The sequence below is a fragment of the Streptomyces sp. NPDC046925 genome (genome assembly GCF_040644915.1).
Classification (GTDB): Bacteria; Actinomycetota; Actinomycetes; order Streptomycetales; family Streptomycetaceae; genus Streptomyces.
The window spans coordinates 854,380-870,394 of sequence record NZ_JBEYWZ010000001.1 but is presented as its reverse complement, the minus strand read 5'-3'; the positions used below and the strand labels follow the sequence as shown (position 1 = coordinate 870,394).

The following is a 16,015-nucleotide window of genomic DNA, read 5'->3' as shown; positions in this document are numbered from 1 at the left end:
AGGACGTGTGGCAGGCGACGGGCTCAAGGAGGAGATCCGGGCTCGGATCGGTGAGGTGCGAGGCGAGCTCGTCGGGCTCAGCCGGCGGATCCACGCCCATCCGGAGATCGCCTTCGAGGAGCGGCAGGCCGCCGGGTGGTGCGCGGACGTGCTGCGCGGGCACGGCTTCGCGGTGACCGCCGGGGCGTACGGGCTCGACACCGCCTTCGAGGCGACCCTGGGGTCGGGTCCCGTGACCGTCGCTTTCGCCTGCGAGTACGACGCGCTGCCCGGCATGGGGCATGCCTGCGGGCACAATCTGATCGCGGCGGCGGGCGTGGGGGCCGCGCTCGGGCTCGCGCCGTTCGTGGAGCAACTGGGGCTCACCGTGCGCGTGTTGGGGACTCCCGCCGAGGAGAGCGGCGCCGGGAAGGCGCTGCTCCTTGATGCCGGGGCCTTCAAGGGGGTCGACGCGGCGATGATGGTGCACCCGTGTCCGTTCGAGGTGGCCGACTTCCACTCGTACGCCATGGGGGCGCTGTCGGTGACGTATACGGGCAAGTCCGCGCATGCCGCGCTCAACCCGCAGGACGGGCGGAACGCGGCCGACGCGCTGACCGTGGCCCAGGTGGCCCTCGGACTGCTCAGGCAGCAGCTGCCCGGCGAGTGGAAGGTGCACGGGATCACCACCGAGGCCGGGACGGCGCTCAACGCGATCCCCGAGCGGGCGAGCGCCGCGTACGCGCTGCGCACGCCGTCGGTGGAGGAACTGCGCGAGCTGCGGGAGCGGGTGGCCGACTGCTTCCGGGCGGGGGCGCTCGCGGCCGGGTGCGCGGTGGAGCTCGAGCAGCCCGCGCCCGACTATCTCGACTTCCGCTCCGACGCCGCTCTCCTCGCGCTGTGGGAGGCGAACGCCCGCGCCGTCGGACGCCCCGAACCGCAGCGGCGCGGGCCCTTCGCCTCCACGGACATGGGCAACGTCTCGCACGTCGTGCCGTCCATCCACCCGGTGCTCGACATCAGCGGGGGCGGCTGCGGTCCGCACCAGCCGGAGTTCGCCGCCGCTGCCGCCACACCGGCCGCCGAACAGACGATGATCGACGGGGCGGTGGGGCTCGCGTGGACAGCCGCGGACTTCGCGGTCAGCCGGACTGCTTGACCGTCTTCGCGGGGGCCTGCGCGGTCACCGGCTTCGCGGAGGGTACGACCACCGGGGAGCCGTCGCCCGGCGCCCGCAGGATGTCCGCGTCGATCCCGTACAGCTCCTTGACCAGTTCGGCGGTCACCACGTCGCGGGCCGGGCCGTTCGCGACGATCTTGCCCGCGTTCATGGCGATGACGGTGTCGGCGTACCGGGCGGCGCTCGCCAGGTCGTGCAGGACCATGACGACGGTGCGGCCCGCGGCTGCCACCTCCCGTACCAGGGAGAGGACTTCGACGGCGTGCCCGAGGTCCAGGGCGCTGGTCGGCTCGTCGAGGAGCACGATCGGCGTCTGCTGGGCGAGGACCATCGCGAGCCAGCAGCGCTGCCGCTGGCCGCCGGAGAGGTGGTCGAGGCGGCGCGTGGCGAGGTCCGTGGTGCCGGTGGCTTCGAGTGCTTCGCGTACGGCGGCCTCGTCCTCGCGCGACCACTGGCGGAACAGGCCCTGGTGGGGGTGGCGGCCGTAGCGGACGAGTCCGGCGACGGTGACGGCCTCCGGGGCCTGCGGGGACTGGGCGAGCAGCGCGATGCGGTGGGCGGCGCGGCGCTGGGTGAGCTGCCACACGTCCTCGTCCCCGGCCCGTACCGTGCCCGAACTCGGCTTGTGCAGGCGGGAGACGGAGCGCAGGAGCGTCGACTTTCCGCAGCCGTTGGGGCCGACGATGGCGGCGACCTGTCCGCCGGGGACGGTCAGGTCGACGCCGTCCACGGCGGCCGGGTGGCCGGGATAGCCGGAGGTGAGCGCCTCGACGGTCAGTTGCACGGGGTCAGGCCTTTCCGGTCTGCTCGGAGTTCTTGCCGAAGAGGACCCACAGGAGGAAGGGTCCGCCCAGGACGCTGGTGATGACGCCGACGGGGATCTCCACGGGGGCGACGACGCGGCCCAGTGCGTCGGCGGCGCCCACGAGGGCCGCGCCGACCAGGGCCGAGCCGATGACCGGGACCCGGGTCGGGCCGCTGAGCCGGCCTGCCACGACGGGCGCGGCGAGCGCGACGAAGGCGATGGGTCCGCCGATGCCGACGGCCACGCCGGACAGGGCCACGGCGAGCGCGAGGGTCACGGCGCGCACGCGGCGGACGTTGACGCCGAGGGTGGCCGCCATGTCGTCGTCGAAGCGCAGGAGTTGGAGGCGGCTCCCGGCGACGAGGGAGAGCGGGACGAGGACGAGCAGGACGAAGGACAGGGGCGTGCCGACGCTCCAGTCACGGCCGCTGAGCGAGCCGACGGTCCAGAGGAAGACGCCGCCCGCGGTGTTGTCGTTCTCGCGGGACATGACGAGGTCGGTGACAGCGCCGATGACGGTGGAGACGCCGATGCCGACGACGAGGATGCGGTATCCCCCGCTGCCGGCGCCGCCCGCGCAGGCGACGACGACCATGGCCGCGGCGGCGGCGCCGAGCGGCCCGAGCCACCAGTCGCCGATCATCCCGGTGGACGAGCCGACGACGGAGGCGACGACGGCCGCGGTGGCCCCTTCGTTGACGCCGATGATGTCGGGGGTGGCCAGGCGGTTGCCCGCGAGCGTCTGGGTCAGGCATCCGGCGATGCCGAGCGCGGCGCCGACCATGAGCCCGACGGCGATCCGCGGGAGCCGGAAGTCCTGCACCAGCATGACGGTGGCGGAGTCGCCGGTTCCGAGCAGTCCGGAGAGGCTGTCGGAGAAGCTCATTCCGGTGGAGCTGGCGAAGGTGGCGAGCGCGACGACCACCCCGATGAGCAGCGTGAGTCCGACGGCGGCGAGGGCGCTGCGGTAGGGGAAGAGCCAGGAGAAGGTCCCGGCGCGCACGGCCTTGGAGTCGGGCGGGGTGATGTCGGCCGGCACTGCTTCCGGGGCTTCCTGGGCTTCCGGGGCCCCCGACTGCGATGTCTCTGGAGCGCTCACGCGGCGACCCCCGCCGTGGACATCCGCTGCGAGCGTGCGATCCAGATCAGCAACGGCCCGCCGATGAAGGCGAGAAGCACGCTCACCGGCGTCTCCCAGGGGCGGATCACGACTCTGGCGAGCAGGTCGGCGGCGATCATCACGTTCGCGGCGACCAGCGCGGAGAGCACCAGCTGGCCCGCCATCCGGGGTCCTGTCACGGCGCGGGCGGCGTAGGGGGCGAGCAGGCCGAGGAAGGCGATGGGTCCCGCGAGGGCGACCGCCGAGCCCGCCAGGAGCGTCACCGCCCCCGCGACGATCAGGCGGATGCGCCCGGGGTGGTGGCCCAGGGAGCGTGCGCTGTCGTCGCCGAGCGCGAGCGCGGCCAGCGGGCGTACACAGCAGAAGGCGATCACGAGGCCGGCCGCGATCAGCGGGATCAGGGGGTAGGTCTCCGACGTCTTGATGCCGGCCAGCGAGCCGATGGTCCAGTAGCGGTAGGTGTCGAAGGTGGCCTGCTCGCCGAGCAGGACGTACGAGGTCATGCCGTGGAAGGTGGCGCCGAGCGCCGATCCGGCAAGCACGAGCCGCAGCGGCGAGCCCGCGGCCCGCCCGGAGGCGGCGAGCAGGAGCACCACCGCGCTCGCGGCCATGCCACCGGCCAGGGCCCACACCAACACGCCGTAGGCCGAGGTCACTTGGAAGTAGGTGAGGCCGATCACGACGCCGAGCGCCGCCCCGGAGTTGACCCCGAGGAGACCCGTCTCGGCGAGCGGGTTGCGCGTGACGGCCTGGAGGAGGCAGCCCGCCGCGCCGAGGGCGACGCCGACCAGGACGCCGGCGAGCGTACGCGGGAGGCGTACGTCCATGACGGCGAGCCGGATCTGGGCGTCGGCCCGCGCGGAGGGGTCTGCGGTGAGGAAGTCCCAGGCGCGGCCCATCGGCGTCGACCCGGATCCGACCAGGAGCGAAAGCAGGCCGAGCAGCAGGAGCAGGACGACGAGGCCGAGGGCCGCCCACAGCGTGGGGCGATGCATCTTCGCCAAGTCCGGTATCGGAGGTCTGGATCCGGACGTTGGGACCGGCCCCCCTTGCGCAACCAACATGAAGTTAGCCTAACCTAACCTTGACCTGGAGCCCCGAGTCGGGGTGCGGGCGAACTCCCTGTTCCCTCAGGGGGATTTCGTCATGCCCCGGCACGGCCAGGGATAACCCTTATGTCCGGTCTGACCCCCGGACTACAGAAGCATGGAGATCACGGACATGTCCTCGAACCACACCCCGCGTACCCGGCTGACCGCGGTTGCGGCCCTCACTCTGGCCTCCGCGCTCGCCCTCTCCGCCTGCGGTTCCGACTCGTCCGACGACTCCGGCTCCGGATCCGGCGACAAGGCCAAAAACGCCGGTAAGAACGTCACCGTGACCGACGCCTCCGGTGCGGAGGTAAAGGTTCCGGCCAATCCCCAGAAGGTCGTCGCGCTGAGCGAGATGGACCTGGACTCCGCCCTCGCCCTGAAGGTCGAGCCCGTCGGGCTCTCGGCGGGCAGAGGCCAGAAGGGCGCCCCCGAATACCTGGCCGACCAGGCCAAGGACATCCCGGTGGTGGGCGCGGTCACCGGGCCCGACGTCGAGAAGGTCCTCCAGGCCAAGCCGGACGTCATCCTCGCGGGCCAGCTCGCCGACCAGCAGGTCCTCAAGCAGCTCAAGGCGATAGCCCCGACGGTCGTCACGATCGACAGGACCAAGGACTGGAAGAAGTCCCTGGAGCTCACCGGCAAGGTCCTCGGCAAGTCCAACGAGGCGAGCGCGTTCCTGAAGGACTACGACACCAAGGCCGCCGAGGTGAAGAAGAACCTCGGTGACAACGCAGGCGCGAGCGTCTCCGTGGCGCGCTACTCCGCCAAGGGCACCGCCGTCATGCAGCAGGGCGTGTTCATCTCCGACGTCCTGAAGGACCTCGGCTTCAAGCGGCCCGGCATCCAGAACAAGAAGGGCGAGGGCCACTCGACGCCGCTCAGCGACGAGGACCTCAAGCAGATCGACGCCGACTGGCTGTTCATCGGCACGCTCGGCTCCGCGGGCCCGGACGCCAAGCTCTTCGAGGAGCTGAAGGGCAAGGCCGCCTACAAGCAGCTCGACGCCGTCAAGAAGGACCACACCACCGAGATCGACGGCTCGAAGTGGACCAGCCTGGGCGGCGCGCAGGCCGCCGTCTCCGTCCTCGACGACGTCGAGAAGGCGATGGGCAAGTGACTCCCGGCATATCCGACGCCGGCACGACCGGCTCAGGCACAACCGGCTCGGGCACGACCGACCCGGAGCTCGCGGGCCGGGTGGCCCTGGTCACCGGCGCGGGCCGGGGCATCGGACAGGCAGTGGCCCGCGCGCTCGCCGAGCGCGGCGCGCGGGTTGTGGCCGCCGACCGGTCACCCGACGTCACGAAGCAGTACGCCGGGGAGCGGGACGCCGGGGAGCAGTACACCGGGGAACAGGACGCCGGGCAGCGGGACGCCGGGCAGCAGGCGGATGGCGGTCTCATCACCGGCCTGGTCCTCGACGTCACCGACGCGGCGGCCGTGGACGCGGCGTTCGAGGAAGTCGAGCGCACCGTTGGGCCGTTGGACATCCTGGTCAATGTGGCGGGCATCCTCAGGCCCGCCCCGGTCGTCGAACTCACCGACACCGACTGGGCGGAGACCTTCGCCGTCAACACGAACGGCGTCTTCCACACCTCGCGCGCCGCGGCCCGCCGCATGACCGCGCGGGGCAAAGGGTCCATCGTCACCGTCGGCTCGAACGCCGCGGGCGTGCCCCGTACCCAGATGGCCGCTTACGCCGCGTCCAAAGCGGCGGCCACGATGTTCACCAAATGCCTCGGCCTCGAAGTGGCCCGCGACGGCGTGCGCTGCAACGTCGTGTCGCCCGGCTCGACCCACACCGACATGCAGCGGCAGCTGTGGACGGACGATCACGAGCAGGCCGAGGCCCGCGTCATCGGCGGCGACTCCGCCTCGTACCGGGTCGGCATTCCGCTCGGCCGGATCGCCGATCCCTCCGACATCGCCGAAGCGGTCGCCTTCCTGGTCTCCGACCGGGCCCGGCACATCACCATGCACGACCTGTACGTGGACGGCGGCGCCACCCTGCGCGCCTGAAAGCCGCGCCGCTCTCCCCTACTTGACGAGGAGTCATCCGTGACACCCCCCAATGACGTGGTCGCACTCGACGCCCCCACCACCCCCGGGGCCGTCGGCGCGGCGACCGCACTGCTCGACGCCTACCGACCCGGCGACACCCGGTTCTTCGCGTCGCCCACCCGCACCCTCCTCGCCCACGGCACGGCGGCCGACGTCCCGCACGACGAGCGGCCGTTGGCGGAGCGGGTAGCCGCGACCCTCGACGCCCAGCTGCGCGCGGGCAACCAGGCCCCGGTCGTGGTCGGCTCCATCCCCTTCGACCCCGCCGAGCCCGCGGTGCTCGCCGTGCCCGAGGCGGCACGCTGGGCGCCCGCCCTGCGCACCGACCCGCTCGTCGCGCTGCCCACGCCGCCGCCGGCCACGGCGGGCGGCTGGCAGGTGCGCGAGGTTCCGTCGGGCGCGCAGTACGCCGCATCGGTCGAGGCCGCCGTGGCCCGCATGAAGAGCGGCGAGTTCGACAAGGTCGTCCTGGCCCGCACCCTGGAGCTGTCCGCGGGCGGCCCGCTCGACCTGCCCGCCATGCTCCAGCGCCTGGCCCGCCGCGATCCGCGCGGCTACTCCTTCGCCGTGCCCACGGGCGCGGGCCGCACCCTCCTGGGCGCGAGCCCGGAGCTGCTCGTCTCCCGGCACGGCAACCGGCTCACGGCCAACCCCCTCGCCGGTTCGACGCCCCGCTCGGCCGACCTCGCCGAGGACGTGCGCCGGGCCGCCGCGCTGCTCGAATCGGCGAAGGACCTGCACGAGCACGCCGTCGTGGTGGACGCCGTGCACAAGGCCCTTGCCCCGTTCTGCGGCGACCTCGACGTGCCGGAGCGGCCCACCCTGGTCCGCACCGCCACCATGTGGCACCTGTCGACGACGGTCACCGGCGAGCTCGCAGACCCGGCCACCTCCGCCCTGGACCTCGCCACCGCCCTGCACCCCACTCCGGCCGTCTGCGGTACCCCTACCGGGCACGCCCGTGACGTCATCGGCGAGCTGGAGCCCTTCGGGCGCGGTCACTACACCGGCATGGTCGGCTGGAGCGACGCGCGCGGCGACGGCGAGTGGGTCGTCACGATCCGCTGTGCCGAGGCCGAGGAGACGGAGAGCGGCAGCGGACGCCTTCGGCTCTTCGCGGGCGCGGGAGTCGTCGCCGACTCCTCGCCGGAGGCCGAACGCGCCGAGACCGGCGCCAAGTTCCGTACGTTTTTGGATGCGGTGGGGGTCGACCGATGACGACGACGGACAGACACGAGGCGGACAGCCGCAGAGACGCGCCGCCCATCCCCGAGGTGTTCGCCGAGCGGTACCGGGCGGCCGGGTACTGGCGCGGCGAGACGTTCGGCGGCATGCTCCGCGAGCGCGCCGACGCGCACCCGGCCCGGGTCGCGATCACGGACGGGGAGCGGAACTGGACGTACGGCGAACTCGACGTGCGCGCCGATCAGTTGGCTGCCGGGTTCGCGGCACGCGGCATCTCCAAGGGTGACCGTGTCGTCGTCCAGCTGCCGAACGTCGCCGAGTTCTTCGAGGTGATCTTCGCGCTCTTCCGGATCGGCGCGCTGCCGGTCTTCGCGCTGCCCGCGCACCGCGAGACGGAGATCCACTACTTCTGCGAGTTCACCGAAGCCGTCGCCTACGTCATCCCGGACAAGGCCGGCGGCTTCGACCACCGCGACCTCGCCTCGAAGGTGCAGGCCGAAGTGCCCACCCTGCGCGAGGTGTTCGTGGTGGGCGAGCCGGGCGAGCACACGGCCCTGGCCGACGTGCCGTGCGAGCCCAAGCCGATCGACGGACCCGAGCCGTCCGACCTCGCGTTCCTCCAGCTGTCCGGCGGCAGCACCGGCGTGCCCAAGCTGATCCCGCGCACCCACGACGACTACATGTACTCGCTGTGGGGCTCGAACGAGATCTGCGGCGTGACGGAGGACTCCGTCTTCCTCGTGGCGCTGCCCGCGGCCCACAACTTCCCGCTCTCGTCGCCCGGTTCGCTCGGTCTGCTCTACGCGGGCGGCCGTGTCGTGATGTGCCCGCAGCCCGACCCGGACACCGCGTTCCCCCTCATCGAGCGGGAGCGCGTGACGATCACCGGTCTCGTCCCGCCGCTCGCCCTGGTGTGGACGGACGCGGGGCGCACCACGCCGTACGACATCTCCAGCCTTCAGGTGCTCCTGGTGGGCGGCGCGAAGTTCAGCGAGTCGGCGGCCCGGCGGGTCGCCCCCGCCCTCGGCTGCACCCTCCAGCAGGTCTTCGGGATGGCCGAGGGCCTGGTCAACTACACGCGGCTCGACGACCCGGCGGAGACCATCGTCACCACGCAGGGCCGCCCCATATCGCCGGACGACGAGGTCCGCATCGTCGACGACCTCGACGAGGACGTGCCCGAAGGCCGGGCGGGCCATCTGCTGACCCGCGGCCCGTACACCATCCGCGGCTACTGGCGCGCCCCCGAGCACAACGCCCGTTCGTTCACCGCCGACGGCTTCTACCGCACCGGCGACATCGTCAGCCGCACTCCCACCGGGCATCTGATCGTCGAGGGCCGGGCGAAGGACCAGATCAACCGCGGCGGCGAGAAGATCGCACCGGAGGAGGTCGAGAACATCATTCTCGCCCACCCCCACGTCCACGACGTGTCGGTCGTCGCCGTCCCCGACGAGTACCTCGGCGAGCGGACCCTCGCCTACGTCATCCTGCGCGCGGACGCCGAACCGCTCAAGCCCGTCGTGATCAAGAAGTTCGTACGGGAACGCGGACTGGCAGCGTACAAGGTCCCCGACCGCGTCGAGTTCGTGTCCGCCTTCCCGCAGACCGGCATCGGCAAGATCAGCAAGAAGGACCAGCGGACGACCGCCGCCGCTCCGGGCAGCTGACGGCCGCCGCGCGGCCGACCACCGCGCGGCAGCCCCTGCCCGGCAGCACCCCGGTCCACGCCAGCATTCCTGAATTCCCGAAAGGCCCCCACACCATGGCGCTCCCCGCCGTCACGCCGTACCCGATGCCCTCGTCCGACGAACTGCCCGCCAACCGGGTCGCGTGGACCATCGACCCGCAGCGGGCGGTACTGCTCGTGCACGACCTGCAGAACCACTTCCTGACCGCCTACACCCCCGACACCTCGCCGACCACCGAACTGCTCGCCAACGTCGGCGAGTTGGCGAAGTCGGCACGGGCGGCCGGCATCCCGGTCCTGTACTCCGCGCAGCCGGGCGGCCAGTCGCCGGCCGAGCGCGGCCTCCAGCAGGACTTCTGGGGCCCCGGCCTGCCCGACGACGAGCACGCCAAGGCGATCGCGGGCCCGGTCGCCCCCGAGCCCGGCGACACCGTCCTCACGAAGTGGAAGTACAGCGCGTACGTCCGTACCGACCTCCAGGAGCGCATGCGCGAGGCGGGCCGGGACCAGATCGTCATCGTCGGCGTGTACGCGCACATCGGCGTCCTGATGACCGCCTGCGACGCGTGGATGCGGGACGTGCAGGCGTTCGTCGTCGCGGACGCCGTCGCCGACTTCTCCCGCGAGGACCACGACATGGCGCTGCGCTACGCCGCAGGCCGGTGCGCGGTCGTCACCACCACCGACACGGTTCTGAAGGGGATCTGACATGGCGCTGAGCGTGGAACTGATACGGGCCGACGTCGCCGATGTCCTGGGCGAGGAGCCCGCCGACATCCCTCTGGACGAAAACCTCGTCGACTACGGGCTCGACTCGGTGCGCATCATGTCGCTCATCGAGCGCTGGCGCCGTGAGCACGACATCACCGCAACCTTCGTGGACCTGGCCGAGCAGCCCGCGATCGAGGCCTGGGCGAAGATCCTTGGAGCCTCGGCATGAGACTCACCGCTGCCCAGTCGGGCATGTGGTTCGCGCAGGCGCTCGACCCCGGAAGCCCGGCCCAGAACACGGCCGAGTGCCTGGAGATCCACGGTCCCGTCGACCCGTCACTGTTCGCGCAAACGCTGCGCCAGGTGGTCTCCGAGGCCGACGCACTGCGCGTACGGATCATCGAAGGGGCGGACGGACCGCAGCAGTTGGAGGTCGTCGAACCGACGCTTCCGCTGAAGGTGCGTGACCTGCGCGCCGCCTCCGATCCGGACGCCGAGGCGCAGGCGTGGATGTGCGAGGACCTGGCCACGCCGTTCGACCTGGCGGCGGGACCGCTGTTCGCGCACGCGCTGTTCCGCGTCGGCGACGAACGCTGGCTGTGGTACCAGCGGGTGCACCACATCGTGATGGACGGCTTCGGCTACTCGCTGCTGGCCCGCCGCACCGCCGAGGTCTACACCGCCCTCGCCGCCGGCGAGACGCCGGGCGAGAGTCCCTTCGGGCGGCTCGAAGACCTGGTCGCCGAGGACACCGCCTACCGCGCCTCGGAGACCTACGAGACGGACCGCCGCCACTGGGACGGCGCCTTCGCCGACCGCCCCGACGCCCCCAACCTGGCCGGACGCACCGCGCTGCCCTCGCGCACCTTCCACCGCCGCAGCGCCCACCTCTCCCCCGAGGCGACCGCCCGGCTGCGCGAGTCGGCGTCCTCGATGCGGGCGACCTGGCCGGAGGTGCTCGTCGCCGCGCAGGCGCTGTACGTCTCGCGGGCCACCGGCTCGGCCGAGGTGGTGCTCGGCCTGCCGATGATGGGCCGCATGGGTTCGGTGGCCCTTCGCGTGCCCGGCATGGTGATGAACGTACTGCCGCTGCGGCTCACCGTGACCCCGCAGGCGACGTTCGCCGAGCTGACCCGGCAGGTGGTGCTCGGCATCCGCGCCGCCCGCCGCCACCAGCGCTACCGCTACGAGGACATCCGCCGCGACCTGGGTCTCCTCGGCGAAGGCCGCTCCCTGGTGGGGCCGCTGGTCAACGTCATGCCGTTCGACTACGGCCTGACCTTCGCGGGCGCCCGCACCGACGCCCGCAACCTGTCCGCGGGCCCGGTCGACGACCTCACCGTCAACGTCTACGACCGCGCCGACGGCAGCGGCCTGCGCATCGACTACGACGGCAACCCCGCCCTGTACGAGCCGGACGAACTCGGCCTGCACCAGGCGCGGTTCATGGAGCTCCTGGAGCGCATCGCCGAGACGGAACCGCACACGCCGCTCGCCGAGCACACGATCGCCCGACGCGCCGAACTCACCCTCGTCGTCGACGAGTTCAACGCCACCGCGCAGCCGGTGCCGCCCACCACACTGATCGGCCCGATCGAGGCCCAGGCCGTACGCACCCCGGACGCCACCGCCCTGGTCTTCGGCGACCAGGAGCTGACGTACGCCGAGCTGAACGCCCGCGCCAACCGGCTCGCCCACCATCTCGCCGAGATCGGCGTACGTCCGGGCGCGCTCGCCGCGGTCGCCGTGCCCCGCTCCCTGGACCTGGTCATCACGCTCCTGGCGGTGCTCAAGGCGGGCGGCGCCTATCTGCCCCTGGACCCGGACTATCCGGCGGACCGTCTCGCGTACATGCTGCACGACGCGGGACCGGCCTGCGTGATCGCCGACCGCGCCGACCGGGTGCCTGCCTCGGGTGTTCCGCTCGTCGCCCTTGACGGCCTGGACACCACGCCGTACGGCTCCTACGACCCGCCTCGCGCGCTCACCCCGCACCACCCCGCGTACGTCATCTACACTTCCGGTTCGACCGGCCGCCCCAAGGGCGTCGTCGTGCCGCACTCGGCGATCGACAACCGGCTGCGCTGGATGCAGGCACAGTACGAACTCACGCCCGGCGACCGCGTGTTGCAGAAGACGCCTTCCGGCTTCGACGTGTCGGTGTGGGAGTTCTTCTGGGCCCTGCGGGTGGGCGCGACGCTCGTCGTCGCCGAGCCCGGCGGCCACAAGGACCCGGCGTATCTGGCCCGCGTCATCCGCGAACAGGACGTCACCGTCTGCCACTTCGTGCCGTCGATGCTCCAGGTGTTCCTGTCCGAACCGGCCGCCGCCGACTGCGCGGGTCTGCGGCACGTCTTCTGCAGCGGCGAGGCCCTGCCGCGCGAGACGGTGCGGGAGTTCGGGCGCGTCCTTGACGGCGTACCGCTGCACAATCTGTACGGACCGACCGAGGCCGCCGTCGACGTCACGTACCACCCGTGCGACACCGCAGGCACCGGCCCCGTACCGATCGGCAAGCCCGTCTGGAACACCCGCCTGTACGTCCTGGACGCGGCGCTCCAGCCGTGCCCGCCCGGCGTACAGGGCGAGCTGTACCTGGCGGGCACCCAGCTGGCAGCCGAGTACCTGGGCAGGCCCGAGCTGACCGCCGCCCGGTTCGTCGCCGACCCCTACGGCCCGCCCGGCACCCGCATGTACCGCACGGGCGACCTGGCCCGCTGGACCGAGCACGGCGAGATCGAGTACCTGGGCCGCACCGACCACCAGGTGAAGCTGCGCGGCCTGCGCATCGAACTGGGCGAGATCGAAGCCGAGTTGGCAGCCGACGCCACAGTGGGCGCGGCCAGCGTCCTGGTCCGCGAGGACCGGCCCGGCGACCAGCGGCTCATCGGATACGTGACGCCCTCCGACACCGGAGCCGCCCCCGACCCCGAGGAGCTGCGCGCCCGCCTCGCCCGGTCCCTGCCCGACTACATGGTGCCGGGCGCGATCCTCGTCCTCGACGACTTCCCGCTCAGCCCGAACGGCAAGCTGGACCGGCGCGCCCTGCCCGCCCCCTCCTTCGAAGGCTCGGCCGAGGGCGGCCGGGTGCCCAGCGGCCACCGCGAGGAGACACTGACACGACTCTTCGCCGAGATCCTGGACGTGCCCCAACTCGGCGTGGACGACGCGTTCTTCGACCTCGGCGGCACCTCGCTCCTGGCGGCCCGCCTGGTCGCCAGGATCCGCGACACCCTGGGCGCCAAGCTCACCATCGGCACGCTCTTCACCGCCCAGACCCCGGCGGCACTCGCCGCCCACCTGGACGCGGACCACAGCGAGGCCGACCACGCCCTGGACGTGCTGCTCGCGCTGCGCGCGGGCGGCGACCGCACCCCGCTGTTCGCCTTCCACCCGGCGGGCGGCATCAGCTGGTGCTACTCGGGGCTGCTCTCGCGGCTCGACCCCGGCCAGCCGGTGTACGGCCTCCAGGCGCGCGGTCTGCGCGGCGAGGGCGAACTCCCCTCCACGATGGAGGAGATGGCGGCCGAGTACGTCGACGCGCTGCGCGCGGTACGCCCGCACGGCCCCTACCGGCTGCTCGGCTGGTCGGTGGGCGGCGTCCTCGCCCACACGGTCGCCGTGCTGCTCCAGGAGGCGGGCGAGGAGGTCGAGTTGCTCGCGCTGCTCGACGCCTATCCGTCCGACCAGTGGCGCGACGCCGTGGTCCCGGAGGAGGCGGACGCCCTCACGGCGCTCCTGCGGATGGCCGGCTACGACCGTACGGACGAGCTGACCCGCGAGGACGTCCTCGCCACGCTCCAGCGCGAGGGCAGCGCCCTGGCGGGACTGCCGGACCGGACCCTGTCGGCGGTGCTCGACATCGTGGTCAACAACGCCCGTCTGATGCGCGAGCACGAGCACCGCGCCTTCGACGGCGACGCGCTGTTCTTCACGGCGGCCGCGCCGCGCGCCGAGGACTGGCTGACCAGGGAGGCCTGGGCGCCGTACGTCAGCGGCTCGATCAGCAACCACGACGTGGACTGCCTGCATCCGGAGCTGACCCAGCCGCGCCGCCTCGACGAGGTCTGTGCCGTCATCGCCGCCCGTCTCAAGGAGCTGGACCACGCATGACGACCGCACCCGGCCCCTTTGACCCGGCCGACACCGACGACGGCGCCGAGCCGTCCCATCTGGTCCTGGAGAACACGCTCGGCGAGTACTCCCTGTGGCCGCTCTTCCGCCGTGTGCCCGAGGGCTGGCACACGGTGTACGGCCCGCAGACGTACGGTCGCTGTGTGGCCCGCCTCCAGGATCCGCCCGCGTGAGCGAGATCCACCTCGTCCGCCCGGCCCCGCTCGACGTGTCGCTCCTCGACGCCGACGAACGGCGCCGGGCGGCGGCGTTGCGGCGCCCGGCGGACCGGGAGCTGTACGCGGCGGCGCATTCGGAGCTGCGCCGCCATCTCGGCGACCGTCTGGCCGTCGATCCGGCCGCGGTGGAGCTGGTGCGTCTTGCGTGCCCGCTGTGCGGCGGCCCGCACGGCCGCCCCGCCGTGGCCGAAGGCGCGGGCCCGCACTTCTCGCTCTCGCACACGGACGGCCTGGCCCTGCTCGCCTTCGCGGACCGGCCGGTCGGCGCCGACGTGGAGAGGCTGCCGTCCGCAGACATGCTTGCCGATGTGATGACGTCCCTGCACCCCCGCGAGCAGGCCGAGCTGGCCGAACTCCCGCACCCAGAGCGGCCCTTGGCCTTTGCCCGCTGCTGGACCCGCAAGGAGGCGGTCCTCAAGGGCACGGGCGAAGGCCTCGCCGGCGGCGGGATGGCGGCGCTGCTCGTGGGGACGGGGCCCACACCCCTCGGCGTCCGGGGCTGGACAGTGCGGGACGTGGCCGTCCCGGACGGTTACGCGGCGGCGGTCGCCACCGCGGACCGGTCGCCGAGCAGCCCGACGAGTCCGTCCGCGAGCTCGGTGCGCCAGCACAGGTAGTCGTGCCCGCCGTTGAACTCGCGGTACACGGCGTCGTCGTAGCCCTTCTCGCGCAGCGTGGCGCGCAACCTGCGCATGGCGGGCAGCGCGACCCACTCCTGCTCGCCGGCCGAGATCCAGAACCGCACGGGCAGCCTCTCGCTCGCGGCGATGTGCCCGGTCAGCCACTCGGAGCGTTCGAGGTCGGGCCCGTCGGGCCACCAGAAGGAACCCGACTGCGCGAGGACGCGGCCGAACCGGCCCGGCGCGATCACTCCGGCGTACGCGGCGGTGAGGCCGCCGAGGCTCTGGCCCGCGACGACCGTACGCGCCGGATCGCCGGTCAGGGAGAGCCGCTCGCCCGCCCAGGGCAGCAGTTCGGTCTCCAGGAATTGCACGAAGCGTTCGTTGCAGGCGAGTTCCTCCCAGCGCTGGTCGGCGCCGAGGGATTCGGGCAGCAGGGCGGCAAGGGGCGGGATACGGCCGTCGGCGATGAGGTTGTCGAGGAGAGCCGCGACATCCAGGCCCGGCTGCCACATCTCGCCGTCCATGAGCACCAGGACGGGCAGGTCGCGCCCGCCGCCCGCCGGCTCGTACAGATGCACCCGCCGTTCGTTGCCGAGCAGTTCGCTGCGGACGGTGTGCGTGCTGACCGTGCCGCGCGCGACTCCGTCACGGCGCCGCCAGTCGTCGCCGGCCGGCGCCTGCGGCAGCTCGACGTACGAGACCGGGTCGCCACCCCAACGTCGTGCCAGCGTGCGCGAGTTGAGAGGATCGGCGCGCTGTTGCTGCCGCAGCCAGGGCCAGTACGCGGCGTCGTCCGTCCGCGGCCCGTCCCCCTCGTCGACGCACAGGCCGTAGGTGGCACGCCAGTCGGCGCGCATCCGGACCGACCAGTGCCAGATGTCGGTGCCCGGCACCCGCTCCATCAGATTGCGGGCCAGATCACGCGGGTCGACGATCTTGTTGGGCATCACCAGGACGGCGCGCGTCGCATCCGTGCCGCGCCACAGGAAGGTGACCACCCGCTGCCCCTCGTCGCCCTGCGGGTCGGGCTCGACGACGGGCGCCCCGCCTGCCGCGCGCACGGCGTCCCAGAAGCCGCCGCGCTCCACGGCCCGCTTCACCCACGCGCTGTCCGCGCGCTCGACGGGCCGCGGCCGCGGGATGCGGGGCGGCCTGCGGGTCGCCCCGTCGGGAGGAGCGGTGTGCGGCATCGGGGAGCCTCCGGGAGTTCACTTC

Annotated in this window: 14 protein-coding genes; 10 read left to right on the top strand and 4 right to left on the bottom strand. The window is 72.6% G+C overall.

Going from position 1 to position 16,015, the window contains the following annotated elements; all coding sequences use genetic code 11:
* Nucleotides 1-7 precede the first annotated feature (7 nt).
* Entirely contained in the window at nt 8-1,138 is a 1,131-nt protein-coding gene (locus ABZ906_RS03670; RefSeq protein ID WP_361376877.1) for a M20 family metallopeptidase, read from the top strand.
* On the opposite strand, the gene ABZ906_RS03665 is transcribed toward ABZ906_RS03670, so the two are convergent.
* From ABZ906_RS03665 to ABZ906_RS03655, 3 genes are read right to left on the bottom strand one after another with little or no spacing between them, the layout of a single operon-like run.
* Nucleotides 1,122-1,943, bottom strand: coding sequence for an ABC transporter ATP-binding protein (locus ABZ906_RS03665; protein ID WP_361376874.1), 822 nt, complete (start codon nt 1,941-1,943; stop codon nt 1,122-1,124). The two genes, ABZ906_RS03670 and ABZ906_RS03665, sit on opposite strands and share 17 nt — an antisense overlap.
* Before the next feature lie 4 nt (nt 1,944-1,947).
* On the bottom strand, nt 1,948-3,003 hold the full coding sequence (locus ABZ906_RS03660; RefSeq protein WP_361378058.1) for an iron ABC transporter permease: 1,056 nt from the start codon (nt 3,001-3,003) through the stop codon (nt 1,948-1,950).
* Nucleotides 3,004-3,059: 56 nt separating this feature from the next.
* Nucleotides 3,060-4,079 carry an iron ABC transporter permease gene (locus tag ABZ906_RS03655; RefSeq protein WP_361378055.1) on the bottom strand — a complete coding sequence of 340 codons (1,020 nt, stop codon included), beginning with the start codon at nt 4,077-4,079 and terminating at the stop codon, nt 3,060-3,062.
* Between the two features lie 226 nt (nt 4,080-4,305).
* Between ABZ906_RS03655 and ABZ906_RS03650 the strand changes: the two genes are divergently transcribed.
* From ABZ906_RS03650 to ABZ906_RS03610, 9 genes are all read left to right on the top strand, one after another.
* On the top strand, nt 4,306-5,295 hold the full coding sequence (locus ABZ906_RS03650) for an iron-siderophore ABC transporter substrate-binding protein (protein WP_361185158.1): 990 nt from the start codon (nt 4,306-4,308) through the stop codon (nt 5,293-5,295).
* A gap of 8 nt (nt 5,296-5,303) precedes the next feature.
* Nucleotides 5,304-6,197, top strand: a complete 894-nt coding sequence (locus ABZ906_RS03645; protein WP_361378052.1) for a 2,3-dihydro-2,3-dihydroxybenzoate dehydrogenase — start codon at nt 5,304-5,306, stop codon at nt 6,195-6,197.
* Nucleotides 6,198-6,236: 39 nt separating this feature from the next.
* Nucleotides 6,237-7,457: an isochorismate synthase DhbC gene (gene dhbC, locus ABZ906_RS03640; RefSeq protein ID WP_361376871.1), complete on the top strand. Its 1,221-nt coding sequence runs from the start codon at nt 6,237-6,239 to the stop codon at nt 7,455-7,457.
* Nucleotides 7,454-9,094 (top strand): (2,3-dihydroxybenzoyl)adenylate synthase, encoded by a 1,641-nt coding sequence (locus tag ABZ906_RS03635; RefSeq protein WP_361376868.1) that lies wholly within the window; start codon nt 7,454-7,456, stop codon nt 9,092-9,094. The genes dhbC and ABZ906_RS03635 overlap by 4 nt, the downstream gene beginning before the upstream one ends.
* Before the next feature lie 95 nt (nt 9,095-9,189).
* On the top strand, nt 9,190-9,822 hold the full coding sequence (locus tag ABZ906_RS03630) for an isochorismatase family protein (protein ID WP_361185147.1): 633 nt from the start codon (nt 9,190-9,192) through the stop codon (nt 9,820-9,822).
* Nucleotide 9,823: 1 nt separating this feature from the next.
* Entirely contained in the window at nt 9,824-10,054 is a 231-nt protein-coding gene (locus ABZ906_RS03625; RefSeq protein WP_361376866.1) for a phosphopantetheine-binding protein, read from the top strand.
* Nucleotides 10,051-13,938 carry an amino acid adenylation domain-containing protein gene (locus ABZ906_RS03620; protein WP_361376863.1) on the top strand — a complete coding sequence of 1,296 codons (3,888 nt, stop codon included), beginning with the start codon at nt 10,051-10,053 and terminating at the stop codon, nt 13,936-13,938. The genes ABZ906_RS03625 and ABZ906_RS03620 overlap by 4 nt, the downstream gene beginning before the upstream one ends.
* Entirely contained in the window at nt 13,935-14,132 is a 198-nt protein-coding gene (locus ABZ906_RS03615) for an MbtH family NRPS accessory protein (protein WP_361376860.1), read from the top strand. The genes ABZ906_RS03620 and ABZ906_RS03615 overlap by 4 nt, the downstream gene beginning before the upstream one ends.
* Nucleotides 14,129-14,794: a 4'-phosphopantetheinyl transferase superfamily protein gene (locus tag ABZ906_RS03610; RefSeq protein ID WP_361376857.1), complete on the top strand. Its 666-nt coding sequence runs from the start codon at nt 14,129-14,131 to the stop codon at nt 14,792-14,794. Before ABZ906_RS03615 ends, ABZ906_RS03610 begins: the two co-directional genes overlap by 4 nt.
* On the opposite strand, the gene fes is transcribed toward ABZ906_RS03610, so the two are convergent.
* On the bottom strand, nt 14,710-15,990 hold the full coding sequence (fes, locus tag ABZ906_RS03605; protein WP_361376854.1) for an enterochelin esterase: 1,281 nt from the start codon (nt 15,988-15,990) through the stop codon (nt 14,710-14,712). The genes ABZ906_RS03610 and fes overlap by 85 nt on opposite strands.
* Nucleotides 15,991-16,015 lie beyond the last annotated feature (25 nt).

Bases quoted from the DNA above. Each gene is read 5' to 3' on its own strand.
- ABZ906_RS03655 (WP_361378055.1), bottom strand. From the start codon at position 4,079: ATGCATCGCCCCACGCTGTGGGCGGCCCTCGGCCTCGTCGTCCTGCTC.
- ABZ906_RS03650 (WP_361185158.1), top strand. From the start codon at position 4,306: ATGTCCTCGAACCACACCCCGCGTACCCGGCTGACCGCGGTTGCGGCC.
- fes (WP_361376854.1), bottom strand. From the start codon at position 15,990: ATGCCGCACACCGCTCCTCCCGACGGGGCGACCCGCAGGCCGCCCCGC.
- ABZ906_RS03630 (WP_361185147.1), top strand. From the start codon at position 9,190: ATGGCGCTCCCCGCCGTCACGCCGTACCCGATGCCCTCGTCCGACGAA.
- ABZ906_RS03635 (WP_361376868.1), top strand. From the start codon at position 7,454: ATGACGACGACGGACAGACACGAGGCGGACAGCCGCAGAGACGCGCCG.
- ABZ906_RS03615 (WP_361376860.1), top strand. From the start codon at position 13,935: ATGACGACCGCACCCGGCCCCTTTGACCCGGCCGACACCGACGACGGC.
- ABZ906_RS03620 (WP_361376863.1), top strand. From the start codon at position 10,051: ATGAGACTCACCGCTGCCCAGTCGGGCATGTGGTTCGCGCAGGCGCTC.
- ABZ906_RS03625 (WP_361376866.1), top strand. From the start codon at position 9,824: ATGGCGCTGAGCGTGGAACTGATACGGGCCGACGTCGCCGATGTCCTG.